This window comes from Streptomyces sp. MS06 (genome assembly GCF_047200655.1).
Lineage (GTDB): Bacteria > Actinomycetota > Actinomycetes > Streptomycetales > Streptomycetaceae > Streptomyces.
Window position 1 is genome coordinate 34,764 of the sequence record NZ_JBJZOJ010000057.1, and the last position, 14,865, is coordinate 49,628.

The 14,865-nt window shown below is 73.3% G+C and carries 15 protein-coding genes; 9 read left to right on the top strand and 6 right to left on the bottom strand.

All coding sequences use genetic code 11. The features are described from left to right. The first annotated feature begins 8 nt into the window (after window positions 1–8). Window positions 9–671: a response regulator transcription factor gene (locus ACL02U_RS25790; RefSeq protein WP_412793329.1), complete on the top strand. Its 663-nt coding sequence runs from the start codon at window positions 9–11 to the stop codon at window positions 669–671. After that, window positions 668–2,047: a sensor histidine kinase gene (locus ACL02U_RS25795; RefSeq protein ID WP_412793330.1), complete on the top strand. Its 1,380-nt coding sequence runs from the start codon at window positions 668–670 to the stop codon at window positions 2,045–2,047. The genes ACL02U_RS25790 and ACL02U_RS25795 overlap by 4 nt, the downstream gene beginning before the upstream one ends. Here ACL02U_RS25795 and ACL02U_RS25800 read toward each other — a convergent pair. The 6 genes from ACL02U_RS25800 to ACL02U_RS25825 form a co-directional block, all read right to left on the bottom strand. Then, window positions 2,028–2,939 (bottom strand): hypothetical protein, encoded by a 912-nt coding sequence (locus ACL02U_RS25800; protein ID WP_412793331.1) that lies wholly within the window; start codon window positions 2,937–2,939, stop codon window positions 2,028–2,030. The two genes, ACL02U_RS25795 and ACL02U_RS25800, sit on opposite strands and share 20 nt — an antisense overlap. Window positions 2,940–3,157: 218 nt before the next feature. Next, on the bottom strand, window positions 3,158–3,964 hold the full coding sequence (locus tag ACL02U_RS25805; protein WP_412793332.1) for a hypothetical protein: 807 nt from the start codon (window positions 3,962–3,964) through the stop codon (window positions 3,158–3,160). A 317-nt stretch (window positions 3,965–4,281) separates the two neighbouring features. Continuing rightward, window positions 4,282–4,950 carry a response regulator gene (locus ACL02U_RS25810; protein ID WP_412793333.1) on the bottom strand — a complete coding sequence of 223 codons (669 nt, stop codon included), beginning with the start codon at window positions 4,948–4,950 and terminating at the stop codon, window positions 4,282–4,284. Then, the gene (locus tag ACL02U_RS25815; RefSeq protein ID WP_412793334.1) at window positions 4,947–6,257 is read right to left on the bottom strand and encodes a sensor histidine kinase; all 1,311 of its coding nucleotides are present in this window, start codon (window positions 6,255–6,257) and stop codon (window positions 4,947–4,949) included. Before ACL02U_RS25815 ends, ACL02U_RS25810 begins: the two co-directional genes overlap by 4 nt. Window positions 6,258–6,291: 34 nt before the next feature. After that, window positions 6,292–7,152, bottom strand: a complete 861-nt coding sequence (locus ACL02U_RS25820) for an ABC transporter permease (RefSeq protein WP_412793335.1) — start codon at window positions 7,150–7,152, stop codon at window positions 6,292–6,294. Beyond that, the gene (locus ACL02U_RS25825; protein WP_412793336.1) at window positions 7,149–8,087 is read right to left on the bottom strand and encodes an ATP-binding cassette domain-containing protein; all 939 of its coding nucleotides are present in this window, start codon (window positions 8,085–8,087) and stop codon (window positions 7,149–7,151) included. The genes ACL02U_RS25820 and ACL02U_RS25825 overlap by 4 nt, the downstream gene beginning before the upstream one ends. A 386-nt stretch (window positions 8,088–8,473) precedes the next feature. On the opposite strand from ACL02U_RS25825, the gene ACL02U_RS25830 reads away from it, so the two are divergent. The 7 genes from ACL02U_RS25830 (at window position 8,474) to ACL02U_RS25860 (ending at window position 14,834) form a co-directional block, all read left to right on the top strand. Continuing rightward, window positions 8,474–8,845 (top strand): BlaI/MecI/CopY family transcriptional regulator, encoded by a 372-nt coding sequence (locus ACL02U_RS25830; RefSeq protein WP_412793337.1) that lies wholly within the window; start codon window positions 8,474–8,476, stop codon window positions 8,843–8,845. Further along, entirely contained in the window at window positions 8,842–9,771 is a 930-nt protein-coding gene (locus ACL02U_RS25835; protein ID WP_412793338.1) for a M56 family metallopeptidase, read from the top strand. The genes ACL02U_RS25830 and ACL02U_RS25835 overlap by 4 nt, the downstream gene beginning before the upstream one ends. 346 nt (window positions 9,772–10,117) lie before the next feature. Next, window positions 10,118–10,876 (top strand): ABC transporter ATP-binding protein, encoded by a 759-nt coding sequence (locus tag ACL02U_RS25840; RefSeq protein WP_412793339.1) that lies wholly within the window; start codon window positions 10,118–10,120, stop codon window positions 10,874–10,876. Continuing rightward, entirely contained in the window at window positions 10,869–11,561 is a 693-nt protein-coding gene (locus tag ACL02U_RS25845; protein ID WP_412793340.1) for an ABC transporter ATP-binding protein, read from the top strand. The genes ACL02U_RS25840 and ACL02U_RS25845 overlap by 8 nt, the downstream gene beginning before the upstream one ends. Before the next feature lie 52 nt (window positions 11,562–11,613). Then, window positions 11,614–12,861 carry an ABC transporter substrate-binding protein gene (locus tag ACL02U_RS25850; protein ID WP_412793341.1) on the top strand — a complete coding sequence of 416 codons (1,248 nt, stop codon included), beginning with the start codon at window positions 11,614–11,616 and terminating at the stop codon, window positions 12,859–12,861. Window positions 12,862–12,936: 75 nt separating this feature from the next. Further along, complete coding sequence (locus ACL02U_RS25855; protein WP_412793342.1) at window positions 12,937–13,803, top strand: branched-chain amino acid ABC transporter permease; 867 nt, start codon at window positions 12,937–12,939, stop codon at window positions 13,801–13,803. Further along, on the top strand, window positions 13,800–14,834 hold the full coding sequence (locus ACL02U_RS25860) for a branched-chain amino acid ABC transporter permease (protein WP_412793343.1): 1,035 nt from the start codon (window positions 13,800–13,802) through the stop codon (window positions 14,832–14,834). The genes ACL02U_RS25855 and ACL02U_RS25860 overlap by 4 nt, the downstream gene beginning before the upstream one ends. Window positions 14,835–14,865 lie beyond the last annotated feature (31 nt).

Genomic DNA, 14,865 nt, shown 5'->3' on the forward strand with positions numbered 1-14,865 from the left:
GGAGCGCCGTGCGTCCGAAGGTCCTGGTGGTCGAGGACGACCACGCGCTGCGGGACGTGCTGCGCCGCGGCCTGTCCGAGGAGGGCTTCGCACCCGTGCTCGCCGCCGACGGCGCCACCGCCCTCCGTCTGGCGGGGGACGACGTCGGGGCGGTCGTCCTGGACATCGGGCTGCCGGACGCGGACGGCCGCGACGTGTGCCAGGCCATGCGCGCGAGGGGCTTCCGCGCGCCCGTCGTCTTCCTCACCGCCCGGCACCGGCTCACCGACCGGCTGTCCGGCTTCTCCGCCGGAGGCGACGACTACCTGCCCAAACCGTTCCACCTCGCCGAACTCGCGGCCCGCCTGCGAGCCGCGGTGCGCCGGACCGCCCCGCGCCCGGCGGCCGCGGCCGGTGACGTCGTCCTGGACGCGGTCACGCACAGCCTGACCGTGCACGAGACCCGCCTCCCCCTGTCGCCGACGGAGTTCCGGCTGCTGGCCACGCTCGCCGCGGCGGACGGGGCCCTGGTGCCGCGCCGCGACCTCGTCCGGGCGGGCTGGCCAGAAGGCGCCCGGGTCAGCGACAACACCCTGGACCAGTACCTGACCCGGCTGCGCCGCAAGCTGCGCGAGGCGGGCAGCGCCCGGACCGTCGGCACCGCCCGCGGCGTCGGGCACCGGCTGGTATGAGGACCATCCTGCGCCGCCTGACGCCCTCCACCCTGCGCGGACGGCTCTCCCTGGTCGCACTGACCACCGCCGCCGTCCTGATGACGGCGCTGACCGTCGTCTTCAACGTGGTGATGGAGCGTCAACTGCGCCACCGGGCCGACGACGAACTGCGCGACCGGGCCGCGGCCGCCGCCGCGACCGTCGACGTCCGCGGCCCGCGGCCGCGGGTCCTGGAGACGGCCGACGACCGGCTCCTCGACGCCGACGTGTGGATCTACACCGGAACACTGCTGATCGAGAAGCCGCCGTCCAGCACGGCCCGAAGCCCGCTGACCCGGGCCGCCGGCCGGCTCGCCGCCCGGCGGCGGCACGCCTGCACGACCGCCGGCGGCGCAGGCCCCCACCCCGTCCGCCTGTGCTCCCGGCCCGTGCACGGCGCGCCCGCCGTCACCGTCGTCGCGGCCCTGGACCTGGGCCCCTACCGCAGCTCGGCCGACACCCTGCTGCTGGGCTCCCTGGTCCTGGACGCCGTGATGCTCGCGTGCACATACGCCCTGACCCGCCTCGCGGTCGGCCGGGCGCTGCGCCCGGTGCGCGCCATGGCCGACCGGGCCACCCGGCGCGACGCCGTCGGCTGCGCCGGACGCCTCGGCGGTGCGGGCACCCGGCAGCCGGCCGAACTCGCCCGGCTGGGCAGCTCGCTGGACGCCCTGCTGGACCGCATACGCACCGTCCTGCGCCACGAGCAGCAACTGACCGGGGAGCTCTCGCACGAGCTGCGCACCCCGCTGACGCGCATCATCGTGGAACTCGACTGGTGGCGGGCCCGTCCCCGCACGGACGACGAGACCCGCGCCACGCACCAGGTGATCAGCGAGGCCGCCCGGTCCATGCGCGCCCTCTGCGACACCCTGCTCGACGACGCCCGGGAAAGCGTGCCGAACCCCTCGGCGGGTCCCGGCGCGACGGACGCCGTGCCCGTCCTCGCACACCTCGTCCAGCGCCTCGAGCCGCCGGGCCGGGTGAAGGCGGTACTGGAGGCCGAGCACCCGGAGCTGGAGGCGGGAGTGGCGCCGGCCCTCCTCGAACGCGTCGTCAGCCCCGTGCTGTCCAACGCCGCCCGCTACGCCCGGACCAGCGTGACCGTCTCCGCGCGGCGCGTGCCCGGGGCGGTGCGGATCGACGTCACCGACGACGGGCCCGGGGTGCCGCCGGCGTTCCTGGGGGAACTGTTCCAGCCGGGCCGCCGCGCCGACCCCGGCGACGGCCACGACGGAGCGGGCCTGGGTCTGCCGCTCGCGCGGCGGCTGGCCCGGTCCGCCGGCGGCGAGGTGTCCCACGACCGCGGTTACGCTCCCGGAGCCCGGTTCACGATCAGCCTGCCCGCCGGGTGACCGGCTCCCGCTCCGGGGTCGGCCGGTCGGCCGCCGCCCTCCGCTCCCGTACCTGGGCGCGGGCCGTCAGCGCGAGCAGGACGGCCAGCAGCACCGCCGACGACCCCACCGTGCCGAGACCCAGGCCGCCGTCGGCCACCGGCTTGGTGAGGAAGTCGCCCGCCGTGGCGCCCAGCGGGCGGGTGAGGACGAAGGCGACCCAGAACAGCAGCACGTTCGGTACCGACGGCACCTTCGTCAGCGCGACCAGCACGGCCAGCGCCCCGGTCACCAGGAGCGCGCCGCCGCCGTAGCCGAGGCCGGAGCTGTCGGCCAGGAAGTCGCCCATCGACGTGCCGAGCGTGTTGGACACGAGGATCGCCGTCCAGAAGAGCGCCTCGCCGCGGAAGGTGGCGATGTCGCGGATCCGGAACGTCATGCCGCTCAACCTCCAGACCAGGAAGATCGACAGCAGCAGGGAGACGAGGAGGGCGGCTCCCGCCGGGTAGCCGAGGCCCAGGCCCTGCGGACCCCAACCCAGCGAGGCCGACCCGCCGGGGAGGTACTCCGCACTCGCGTCCCGGTTCATGAAGTCGGACATCGTGGTGCCGGCCGTGCTGGTCGAGAGGATCACGGTCCAGTAGAAGACCGGGTGGTAGCGGCGGGAGCCGAGCTGGACCACCAGGGTGACGAGGAAGAGCACGAACAGCACGATCGTGGTGAGGAAGTAGCCGAGCCCCAGGGTCTGCGAGAACAGGTCGCCGGCCGTCTCGCCCAGCGTCGTCGCGGCGATCTTCATGACCCAGAAGGCCAGGGTGACCTCGGGCAGCTTCCTGGTCACCGACACGGTCGCAGCCGTCGTCGGCGTCACGGGCGCGGCGTCGTGGTCGGCGAGGGTCTTCGGCTGTTCCACTGTCGGCTGCTCCCGTCCGGTCCTACGGCGGAGTGCCCTCCCCCGGCGGGAGAGTGCACACCCATTGCGATCGATTGACGACTCAGAGTCACCATTCGCCTCGACCGTGTCAGCTGCAGCCTGAAAACATCCTGAACGCCCGCCCGGCCCCGACCGCCGGAATCAGACCACCGGAATCAGACCACCGGAATCAGACCACCGGACTCAGACCGCCGGACTCAGACCGCCGGCTCGTTGATCGCCCCGCCGTCCGGCGTGTCCCGGCGGGAGACGGCGAGGTAGCCGACGAAGCCGACGATGGCCACCGTCCAGGCGAGGGTGACGGGCCCGAGTCCAAGGCCCAGCCCGCCCCGGGAGTGGCCCAGTGCCATCCAGTCGGCCAGCGACGCGCCCAGCGGGCGGGTGATCACGTAGGCGGTCCAGAAGGCGGCCACTGCGTTCAGGCCGGCGAAGCGGTGGGTGAGTGCGGGCACGCAGATGGCTGCGGCGAAGAGGACGACCGAACCCAGGTAGCCGAAGCCGACGGTGGCGGTCAGGTCGCCGGCCGCGGTGCCGAGGGCGAAGGTGGCGAGGACGGCCGCCCAGTAGAAGGCCTCGCGCCGGCGGGTACGGACGCCGTGGATGGACAGGGTCCGCTCGACCGCGTACCAGAGGGCGAACACGGCGGCCAGCGCGGTGAGGAACAGCGGCGTGGACACCGTGTAGGCCACGCCGAGACCGACGTGCAGGATGTCGGCGGCCATCGTGCCGAACACGCTGACCATGACGATCGCGGTCCAGTACACCCACGCGACGTACCGGCCGACGGCGAACTGCACGGCCAGGGAGGCCACCAGGGCGAGACCGCCGAGCGCGACCGCCGGCACCGGGCCGAGCAGACGCGCCAGGTAGTCCGACGCCGTCTCGCCCATCCCGGTGGTGAGCACCTTGATGATCCAGAAGTAGACGGTTACTTCCGGCACCTTGTTCGCCAGGGTGCGCAGCGGAACGACGGGCCGGTCTTCGAGGAGGTGCTCGGTGGTCATGGGCCGCACGATGACACGGCGAACTCTCCTTCCCACAGATGCCTTTGCCAATGTTTTGGGGCTTCCGGGCCATGTGTTTCAACACCGCGGGGCCAACCTGACGACAACCTGAACGCCTCGCCGAAATACCTGGTCACGAGCGCTGATCCGGTGTCGGGGACGAGCGTTCGCGAGCCGTGCTCGCCCATGCTGTCCGCTCCGCGGCCGTCAGGCTGCCGACCGCCGTCAGGCCCCTGACCATCGTCACGCGGGCGACGGAGTCGGCCGAGGCGGACCGGCCGCCGGGGTGCGGAGCCGTGCCGGTGCGGCCCGGTGGCTCAACCCGGCTGCGGCCGGGCCAGGCCGTGGTCGTAGGCGAAGATCACCGCCTGGACGCGGTCCCGGGCCCCGATCTTGGACAGCACGCGGCCCACATGGGTCTTCACCGTGGACTCCGACAGCACGAGACGGCTCGCGATCTCACCGTTGGACCAGCCACTGCCGATGGCGACGAGGATCTCGCGTTCGCGGTCGGTGAGGGACGCGAGCCGCGGGTCCTGCGCGCGGTCCGCGGTGTGCGGCGGCACGATCCGGGCGAACTCGTGCAGCAGGCGGCGGGTCAGGGCGGGCGCGATCACGGCGTCGCCGCCGGCCACGGCGCGGATGCCGGAGAGGAGTTCCTCGGGGCGGGCGTCCTTGAGCAGGAAGCCGCTCGCTCCGGCGCGCAGCGCCGCGTGGACGTACTCGTCGAGGTCGAAGGTGGTCAGGACGAGGACGCGGGAGCGGTCGCCCGCGGCGACGATGCGGCGGGTCGCCTCGATGCCGTCCATGCCCGGCATGCGTACGTCCATCAGGACCACGTCGGGGCGTGTCTCGGCCGCCATCCGCACGGCCTCGGCTCCGTGCGCGGCCTCTCCGACCACGTCCGTCTCGGGCACGGAGTCGAGGAGCATGCGAAAGCCGTACCGCTGCAGCGGCTGGTCGTCGACGATGAGCACGGTCGTCATCGGGCACCGCCCCGGGGAGCGAGGTCGAGGGCGGCGCGGACCGCCCATCCGGCGCCCGCGGGGCCCGCACTGACGTGCCCGCCGTAGAGAGCCGCTCGTTCCCGGATGCCCACCAGACCGTGCCCCTCCTCGTTCGCCGCGGCGGGGCGGCCGAGCCCCACCGCGGCGGGGCGGCCGACCGGAGCGGGTGGTCCGGAGTCCTGGACCGCGACGGTCAGCAGCGTGTCCTCCACGACGATCGACAGGTGCGCGCGAGCGCCCGCACCGGCGTGTCTGAGGGTGTTCGTCAGGGCCTCCTGCACGATGCGGTAGACGGTGAGCTGCACGCCGCCGTCGAGGGCGTCCACGTCACCGGCCGTACGGTGGACGACCTCCAGGCCGGCCGCACGCATCCGCTCGCACAGCGCCGCGACGTCCGGGAGACCGGGTTGCGGACTCAGTTCGGGTTCGCTCAGCGGGCCGTCCGCCTCGCGCAGTACGCCGAGCACCCGCCGCAGTTCACTCAGGGCCTGCCGGCCGGTGCCGCCGATCAGGTGCAGGGCCTCCGCTCCGCGCTCGGGGGCGGCGGCCGTCGCGTAGGCGCCGGCGTCGGCGAGCGTGATGATGACGGACAGGTTGTGGCCGACGATGTCGTGCATCTCGCGCGCCACCCGCGTCCGTTCCGCGGCGACGGCGAGCCTGCCGCGCTGGTCGCGTTCGATCTCCAACCGGGCCGCGCGGTCCCGCAGACCGGCCAGTTGCGCCCGGCGGATGCGGATCACCAGGCCGAGCGCGAGAGCCGCGGTCGCCGTGCTGAGCAGGAAGAACAACGCGTCCCAGACGGACACCGCCGCCGCGACCCGCACCGCGACCAGCCCCAGGGCACCCGCCGTGACCGCGCCGGCCCACGGCAGCTGCCGCAGCCGCCCGTGCAGGGTCAGGCTGTACAGGGCGACGAGGAGGGCCACGTCGGCACGGAGTGCGGCACCGAGGGACCACTGGAGCACGAACACGGCGGCGACGGCGCCGAAGGCGACCGCGGGCGCCCGCCGCCGCCACAGCAGCGGCACCACCAGTCCCGCCTGCAGGGCCAGCATGCCGGCCAGCGGCAGCCGGGTGAAGGCCAACCGGAAGCGGCGCGGGGCGTCCCCGTCCGCGCCGCCCACCGTGTGCAGCAGGTCCGGCAGGCAGAACAGCAGCAGGACCAGCACGACGACCGCGGCGTCCAGCACCCACGGACGGGCCCGGTCGGCGTGCCGGAGCCGCTGGCCCGCCCGGCCGAGCCGGGCGACCAGCGGTCCCATCCCGCCGAGGTCGTCGCTGGTCATAGGGTCCACCGGACCATGATGCGGGTTCCGGTGCTCAGACGTCGCTGCGCACCAGCCGGTACGCCGCCCCGGCCAGTGCCAGCGCCGTCCAGCCGAGGAACACCAGGAGCCCGGTGGTGGGTGACAGGGCGCTCGCGTCGTGGGTCAGGGCGAAGATCGACTCGCCGGCGTGGCTGGGAAGGTACGGGTCGATGTCGCCCTGCCACGTGGTGGGCAGCAGGGAGACCAGGCCGGGTACCAGCATGAGGGCGGCTACCAGGACGGCGATGCCGGCGGCCACGGACCGCAGCAGCGCGCCCAGGGCGGTGCCGATCACACCGACCAGGCCCAGGTAGAGGCCTGCGCCCAGCAGGGCGCGTACGACGCCGGCGTGGCCGAGGCCCATGGCGGCGGGCGTGCCGGACACGATCCGGCTGCCGACGAGGAAGGCGACGAACGCGCCGACGGTGGCGACCACCAGTGCGACCAGTCCGTACGCCGCCGCCTTGGACCACAGCACGGGCAGCCGGCGCGGCACGGCCGCCAGGGTCGAGCGGATCACGCCGGTGGAGTACTCGCCCGCCGTGACCAGTACGCCGAGGACCCCGAGGGCCAGTTGGGCGAAGTTGGTGCCGAAGAGTGACAGGCTCGCGGCCGTCGCGCTGGCGAAGTCGCGGTCCATGGGGCGGCCGGAGCCGAGAGTGGACTTGTAGTGGCTCGCGGCGATGACGCCGAAGGCGACGAGGAACAGCAGGCCGAGGCCGAGGGTGATCCAGGTGGAGCGCAGGGACCAGAGTTTGGCCCACTCCGAGGCCAGCACGCGCCGTCCGGTCACACGGTAGGCGGGCCGGGCCTGAACGGTCGGAGGGGTCCCGGGGGTCTCGGGGGTCCCGGGGGTTGCCGTGAGGGTGCTCATGCCGCGCTCCCGGTGGTGTCGGTGCCGGTCGTGGAGCCGTGGTACTCCACGGCGTCCCTGGTCAGTTCCATGAACGCCTCCTCCAGCGACACCGCCTTCGTGGTCAGCTCGAAGAGGGGGATCCCGTGCTCGGCCGCCTTCAGTCCGATCCGGCGGGCGGACATGCCGCTCACCTGGAGTTCCTCGGAGCCGACGCGGCCGGTGACCGCCACACCGGGTCCGGTCAGCACGTCCCGCAGCCGCGTGGGGTCCTGCGTCGCGACCTGCACGGTGTCGCCGCCCGCCTCGCGGACCAGGTCCCGCACGGTCGTGTCGGCGAGCAGCCGCCCCCGCCCCACGACGATCAGGTGGTCCGCCACCAGTGCCACCTCGGTCATCAGGTGCGAGGAGACGAAGACGGTCCGTCCCTCGGCCGCCAGGGCCGTCAGCAGATTGCGGATCCAGAGCACCCCTTCGGGGTCCAGGCCGTTGACGGGCTCGTCGAGCATCACCGTCTGCGGATCACCCAGCAGCGCGGCCGCGATACCGAGCCGCTGCCCCATGCCGAGGGAGAAGGCGCCGGCCCGCTTCCCCGCGACGCTGCCGAGACCGGCGAGTTCGACGACCTCGTCGACCCGGCGGCGCGGGATGCCGTGGGTCAGTGCGAGCGCCCGGAGGTGGTCGTAGGCCGAACGGCCCGGGTGCACGGACCTGGCCTCGAGGAGTGCTCCGACCTCCTGCAGCGGCGCCCGGTGGCGGGCGTAGCGCCGGCCGTTCACCGTGACGGAGCCGCTCGTCGGCGCGTCCAGCCCGACGATCATGCGCATCGTCGTGGACTTGCCGGCCCCGTTGGGGCCGAGGAAGCCGGTCACCGTGCCCGGCTTCACGGCGAAGTCCAGACCGTCTACGGCCGTCTTCTCCCCGTATCGTTTGGTGAGCTGCTGTGCGTCGATCATTCGCGTTCTCTCTCTCGCGCTGCGGCGTCCGGCACGCCCGACGCCTTCCCCGCCACGCTATGACCGCGAACGCCCCGATCCGCTGGTACCGGGGGCCGAAGAGGGCCGGGCGGGTGGTACCGGGGTACTACGACCCCTCGCCCGCCGGCGGACGGCGCGCGGGCCGCGGGTCCGCCGGACGGAAGGCGCGGGCCGGCGGACGGGCGCGATGGGCGCCGTACACAAGCGGAGGCCGCAGTACGGGAGCGGGGCCGCCGTGCGGGAGCGGTGGGCGGACCCGGCCCTCCCGATCGCGGCGCTCTGCGTACCATGGGTTCCGGCCGACAACGACACTCCTGTAGACGATCCACCGGACTGCGGCCCAGCCTGGGATCGGGAACGGTGCCATGACCGAGACAAGGGACGAACGCCGGGCGGCGGGAGAGCTGGAAGCAGCGGTGATGGCCGCGCTGTGGGCCGCGGATTCGCCCCTGTCCCCGCAGCGGGTCCAGGCCGAACTGGGGGGCGGGCTGGCGCGCACCACGATCGCCACCATCCTGTCCCGCCTGCACGCCAAGGGCGTCGTCGGCCGGGAGCGGCAGGGGCGGGGCTACGGGTACTTCGCCGTGCAGGACTCCGCGGGACTGACCGCGCTGCGCATGCACAGCGAACTCGACCGGGACACCGACCGGGGGGCGGTTCTCGCCCGGTTCGTGGGCCGGCTCAGCTCCGACGACGAGCAGGTGCTGCGCGAGCTGCTGAACTCCGAGGAGGGATGATCCTCGTCCTGCTGGTGCCGCTGCTGGTGCCCTTCCTCGTTCCGCCGCTGGCCCGACGGGCGGTCGGCCGGCTGGCGCCGGGCGTCGCGCTGTGGGTGGTGACGGGATCGGCGCTGGTGCTGGCCGGGGCGTCCGTGGCCGCGCTGGGCTCGCTGGTGCTGACCGGGTTGCTGCAGCTGCCGTTCTTCGCCGCGCTGGGCGACTTCGTCCGGCCGCTGCACGTACCGGCGGGACTGCCTGCCCTTCCGGTGGGTGCGCTGGCCATGGGCGCGCTCACCATCAGCGCCTGGGCGCTGGCCCGCTCCGCGCTGCGCCAGGTCCGCAGCCTGCGCACCGCCCGTGCGCAGGCCGACCGGCGGCCGGCGACCGGGGACCTGTGCGTGATCGACTCGCCCTACCCGGACGCCTATGCGCTGCCGGGGCGCCCGCACCGCATCGTGGTGACCACCGGCATGCTGCGCAGCCTCGGTCCGGACGAGCACCGTGCCCTGTTCGCCCATGAGCGCGCCCACCTGCGCGGGGGGCACCACCACTTCCTGGTCGCCGCCGAACTGGCGGCCCACTGCCACCCCGGCCTCCGCCCGCTGCGGAGCTGCGTGCGGTTCGCCGTGGAACGCGCCGCCGACGAGGCCGCGGCGACCGACATCGGTGATCGCCGGCTCCTGGCCCGGGCCATCGCCCGTGCCGCTCTCGCCGCCCACGACACGCAGCCGCCGCGGCCTCCGCTGGCGCCCGCCGCCACAAGCGGCCCGGTCCCGCAGCGGGTGGCCGCCCTGCTGGCGTCGTCCGGCCGCACCTCGCGCGTGGGCCTCAGCGTCGCCCTGCTGCTGACGGCCTGCGTGTCGCTGTCCGCGGGCGCCGCGGCCGCGGGGCTGGACGTCTGCCATCACGAGATCGAGGTCGCGCAGGGCGAGCAGGCCCGCTGACCTTTCGGCCTCGGCTCGCGGAGGGGCACTCCGCGAGCCCTGTTCCCCCCGCGCCGCCCACGGCCCCCGAGTCCCGACCGTGTCCGGTGACGCCCGACGACGTCCGGCAGTGACGGACAGTGACCGGCGCGTCCGCGCCGGGCCCCGGGAACGGGTGGACGGGGCGCACCGGCCGTGCCGGTGCCCGTGCGCCGTGGCCGGAGTTCGCCGCTCCCTACGTGCCTGGCCGCCAGGTGGGACCGGCCAGCTGTGTGCGTCACCCACATGGCCGTGCCGATAGGGGGCGCCTAGCTTCTCCAGCACGCGGCGACCGGCCGCGGATTTCCTCCGGGTTACCGAGGGCACGATGACCGAAGCGCACGCCGTCCTGCACACGCAGGGGCTGTCGAAAGAGTTCCAGGGGTTCCGGGCCGTCGGGTCCGTCGACCTGCGGGTGGCGCGGGGTACCGTGCACGCCCTGGTCGGGCCCAACGGAGCGGGCAAGACCACACTGTTCAACCTGCTGACCGGGTTCCTCACCCCCAGCGCGGGCCGGATCGTCTTCGACGGGCACGACGTCACCTCCGCGCCTCCCGAACGCATCGCCCGCCTGGGCGTGGCCCGTTCCTTCCAGGTCACCGCGCTGTTCGAGCAGATGAGCGCCCGCGAGCACGTGGAGTTGGCGCTGCAGGCGGGGACCGGACTGGGGCGGCGGTGGTGGCGGTCCGACACGCGTATGCGCCGCTTCACCCCGCGCGCGCTCGAACTGCTCGACGAGGTGGGGCTGGCGGCGGTCGCCGAACGTGCCGCGGGCAGCCTCCCGTACGGGCAGAAGCGCTCGCTGGAACTGGCCCTGGCGCTGGCGCTCGACCCGCAACTGCTGCTCCTGGACGAGCCGACGGCGGGCATGGGGCTGGAGGACGTGGACCGGACCGTGGCGCTGATCGACCGGGTCCGGGAGGGGCGCACCGTCGTGATGGTCGAGCACAACATGAGCGTCGTCGGCTCGCTGGCGGACACCGTGACCGTGCTGCAGCGCGGCGCGGTACTGGCCGAGGGGCCCTACGACGAGGTCAGGAGCGACCCGCGGGTCGTGGAGGCGTATCTGGGAGCGGACGTTGCTTGAGGTCACCGAGGTCAGCGCGGGGTACGGCGAGGCGGAGGTCCTGCACGGGGTGTCGCTGCGGGTGGGCCCCGGCGAGGTGGTGACGCTGGTCGGACGCAACGGCGCCGGGAAGACCACCCTGCTGCGCTGCGTCATGGGACTGCACCCGCAGATGACCGGCCGGGTGACGCTGGACGGGGCGGAGGTCGGGGGCCTGCCGCCGCACCACCGGGCCCGCCGGGGCCTGGGGCTGGTGCCCGACGACCGCGGTATCTACGCCGGGCTGTCGGTCGAGGAGAACCTCACCCTCCCGCCGGTCAGGGGCGCCTCGCCCTGGCCTCTGGAGCGGGTCTACGACACCTTCCCGGTGCTGGCCGCGCGGCGCCGCTTCCCCGGCGGGAAGCTCTCCGGCGGCGAGCAGCAGATGCTCGCGCTGGCCCGGGTGCTGCGCGCGGGCGCCCGGGTGCTGCTGTGCGACGAGCCCACCGAGGGGCTCGCCCCGGTGATCGTGCAGCAGATCGGCGAGATCATCCGCGAGGCCAAGGAGCACGGCGTGTCCGTGCTGCTCATCGAGCAGAACCTGCGGTTCGCCGAGTCGGTCGCCGACCGGCACTACCTGCTGGCGCAGGGCCGTATCGCCCTGGAGGTCGCCAACACCGCGGTCAAGGAGCGCGAGCACGAGCTGCTGGCCCACCTCGGCATGTGACCACCCCGCCACGAACCCCACCCTTCCGTTCCCGATCAGGAGGAACAAGCACATGAAGCGCAGAGTCACCACGGTCCTGGCGGCGGTCGCGGCCGGCACGCTGCTCGCCGGCTGCTCGGGCGGCGGCCCCGGCGCGGACGGCGGCAAGATAAGCAACGACAAGATCGTCCTGGGGGTGCTGACCGACCTGTCGGGCGTGTACGCGGACCTCGCGGGCCCGCACTCCGTGGACGCGGTGAAGATGGCCGTCGACGACTTCAGGAAGAAGTACGGCGACAAGGCGGTCTCCCAGGACATCGAGGTGGTCCAGGCCGACCACCAGAACAAGCCGGAGGTGGCCAACACCCAGGCGCGGGAGATGTACGAGCGCAAGAAGGTCGACGCCCTCTTCGACGTGCCGACCTCGTCGGCGGCGCTGGCCGTGCAGACGGTCGCCGGCCAGCAGCACAAGCTGTACTTCAACACCGGCGCCGCCACCACGGAGCTGGCCGGCAAGACCTGCAACCCCTACACCTACGAGTGGGCGTACGACGCCTACATGCTCGCGCACGGCACCGGGACGGCGGTCACCGAGCAGGGCGGCAAGCGCTGGTACACGCTCTACCCGGACTACGCCTTCGGGCAGGACATGCAAGCGAAGTTCAGCAGCGCGATCAAGGCCGCCGGCGGCACGGTCGTCGGCAAGGACCCCACGCCGTTCCCGAGTGACAACTTCTCCACCTTCCTGCTGAAGGCGAAGGCCGCGAAGCCGACCCCGGACGTGCTGGGCGCCCTGCAGGCGGGCGGCGACCTGGCCAACGTCGTCAAGCAGTACCAGCAGTTCAAGTTGAAGGACGCGGGCATCAAACTCGCCATCGGCCTGCTGTTCGACACCGACATCAAGGCGATCGGCGCGGACAAGCTGACCGGGACGATGTTCACCACCGCCTGGTTCTGGTCCCTGGACGACCAGGCCCGCGCCTGGGCGGACCGCTTCAAGGAGCGCACCGGGCAGCGGCCGACGTTCGTGCAGGCGGCGGACTACTCGGCGGCCACCCACTACCTGGAGGCGGTGCAGAAGGCCGGCACGGACAAGGCCGAGGAGGTGTCGAAGCAGTTGGACGGGCAGCAGTTCAGCGACTTCTTCGCGCACAACGCGACCATCCGGAAGTCCGACCACCGCGTCGTGCACGACGCCTACCTGGCCCGGGTGAAGGACCCGAGCAAGGCCACGGAGAGCGGCGACTACACCGAGTTGGTGCAGACGATCCCCGCCGACCAGGCCTTCGACAAGCCCTCGTCCGCCTGCCACCTGAGCTGACCCACCCCGACCCGGTGGTCCGGCCCGGCTGCGGGGCACCGGGCCGGACCACCGTCGACGAGACGGGACCCGTCCATGACGTCCTTCCTTCAACAGTGCTTCAACGGCCTGGTCAGCGGCAGTTTCTACGCCCTGCTCGCACTCGGCCTCGCGGTCATCTTCGGCATGCTGCGCGTGGTGAACTTCGCCCATGGCGCGATCTACACGCTCGGCGCCTTCGGTGCGGTGATCCTCTCCGACCGCCTCGGCCTCGGCTTCTGGTGGGCGCTGCTGCTGGTGCCGCTCGCGCTCGCGGTGCTGGGCACCGTGGTGGAGCGGCTGCTCATCCACCGCCTGATGGCGCTGGACCCGCTGTACAACTTCCTGCTCACCTTCGGCATCGCCCTGGTCTGCCAGGACCTGCTGCGCATGGAGTACGGCTCGCACTCGCAGCCGTACGGGCGCGGCCCCTTCCCCGGGTCCGTCGACCTGGGCCTGTTCGACTTCCCCCGCTACCAGGTCTTCGCGCTCGCCCTGTCGGCGGCCGTCTGCCTGGGGGTGTGGCTGCTGCTGACCCGTACCCGGGTGGGGGTGATCGTGCGGGCCGCCACCGAACGGCCCGAGCTGACGCGGGCGTTCGGCATCGACACCGGCCGCTGGGTGACCCCGGTGTTCGGGTTCGGCGTCGCCCTCGCGGGGCTGGCGGGCGTGCTGGCCGCGCCGATGCGGGCGGTGAACTCCTCGATGGGTTCCGATCTCATCATCACCGTGTTCGCGGTGGTCGTCATCGGCGGCCTCGGCTCGGTGTTCGGTTCGGTGCTGGCCGGCTTCGTGATCGGCATGCTGCAGTCACTGACCTCGCTGTACGTCCCCGTCCTTTCCCAGACCTCGGTCTTTCTGCTGATGGCCGTCGTCCTGCTGGTGCGTCCGGCGGGGCTGTTCGGCAAGGAGGAGCACGCGTGATCGTCTCGTTCCTCGGTGCGCTCGGGCAGCGCCCCGCCTGGCTGCGCTGGGGGCTGCTGGCGGCCGGTCTCGCGGCGGCGTTCGGGCTGCCCTGGGTGCTGTATCCGCCGGTCGCCGCCGACATCCTGTGCTGGGGCCTGTTCGCCGTCGCCTTCGACCTGCTGCTCGGGCACGCCGGGCTGCTGTCCTTCGGGCACGCCGCGTTCTGGGGCAGTTCCGCCTACGTGACCGGCCTGATCGCCATCCACAGCGGAATGCCGTTCTACGCGGCCGTGCTGGGCGGTGCGCTGGCCGCCGGGCTGCTCGCGCTGCCGCTGGGGTTCCTCGCGGTGCGGCGCAGCGGCATCTACTTCGCGATGGTGACGCTGGCGTTCGCGCAGATGGTGTACTTCGTCGCCAACCAGTGGAGCGACGTCACGGGCGGGGAGAACGGTCTCCAGGGCATCCCGCGCACCCTGCCGGGCGCGGACCTGTCGGACGCGTTCGTCTACTACTACGCCGCTCTGCCGGTGGTGCTGCTGGCCCTCGCCGGGGCGTGGCGGATGGTGCACTCGCCGTTCGGCCGGGTCGTCGCGGCGGTGCGGGACAACCCCGCCCGGGCGCGGGCGCTGGGCTATCCGGCGGACCGGTACAAGTTGGCGGTGTTCGTGGTGTCGGCGTTCCTGTCGGGGCTGGCCGGCGGCCTGTACGCGGTCAACCACGGCTTCGCCTCGCTCCAGGAGGTCTACTGGACGACCTCCGGCAAGGTCGTGATCATGACGGTGCTGGGCGGCATCGGCACCCTGTGGGGCAGCCTGATCGGCGCCGCCGCCGTGGTCCGGCTGGAGGACTGGCTGTCGACCTCGGGCGTGGCGGAGACCGCGCTGGTGACCGGCGGGGTCTTCATCGCCGTCGTCCTGCTGTTCCGGCGCGGGGTCTGGGGCACGGTCGCCCATCTGCTGCGGGCGCGGGCCGACGGCGGTACGGCCGGTGCGGAGCCGGCCCGCGAGCAGGAGCCCGAGGGGGCGCGGCAGCCGACGGTCACGTCGTGAGCCGGCGCCCCCGCGGCCGGGGTCCGTCGCG

Bases quoted from the DNA above. Each gene is read 5' to 3' on its own strand.
- ACL02U_RS25795 (WP_412793330.1), top strand. From the start codon at position 668: ATGAGGACCATCCTGCGCCGCCTGACGCCCTCCACCCTGCGCGGACGG.
- ACL02U_RS25805 (WP_412793332.1), bottom strand. From the start codon at position 3,964: ATGACCACCGAGCACCTCCTCGAAGACCGGCCCGTCGTTCCGCTGCGC.
- ACL02U_RS25810 (WP_412793333.1), bottom strand. From the start codon at position 4,950: ATGACGACCGTGCTCATCGTCGACGACCAGCCGCTGCAGCGGTACGGC.
- ACL02U_RS25815 (WP_412793334.1), bottom strand. From the start codon at position 6,257: ATGACCAGCGACGACCTCGGCGGGATGGGACCGCTGGTCGCCCGGCTC.
- ACL02U_RS25820 (WP_412793335.1), bottom strand. From the start codon at position 7,152: ATGAGCACCCTCACGGCAACCCCCGGGACCCCCGAGACCCCCGGGACC.
- ACL02U_RS25825 (WP_412793336.1), bottom strand. From the start codon at position 8,087: ATGATCGACGCACAGCAGCTCACCAAACGATACGGGGAGAAGACGGCC.
- ACL02U_RS25830 (WP_412793337.1), top strand. From the start codon at position 8,474: ATGACCGAGACAAGGGACGAACGCCGGGCGGCGGGAGAGCTGGAAGCA.
- ACL02U_RS25835 (WP_412793338.1), top strand. From the start codon at position 8,842: ATGATCCTCGTCCTGCTGGTGCCGCTGCTGGTGCCCTTCCTCGTTCCG.
- ACL02U_RS25840 (WP_412793339.1), top strand. From the start codon at position 10,118: ATGACCGAAGCGCACGCCGTCCTGCACACGCAGGGGCTGTCGAAAGAG.
- ACL02U_RS25850 (WP_412793341.1), top strand. From the start codon at position 11,614: ATGAAGCGCAGAGTCACCACGGTCCTGGCGGCGGTCGCGGCCGGCACG.
- ACL02U_RS25855 (WP_412793342.1), top strand. From the start codon at position 12,937: ATGACGTCCTTCCTTCAACAGTGCTTCAACGGCCTGGTCAGCGGCAGT.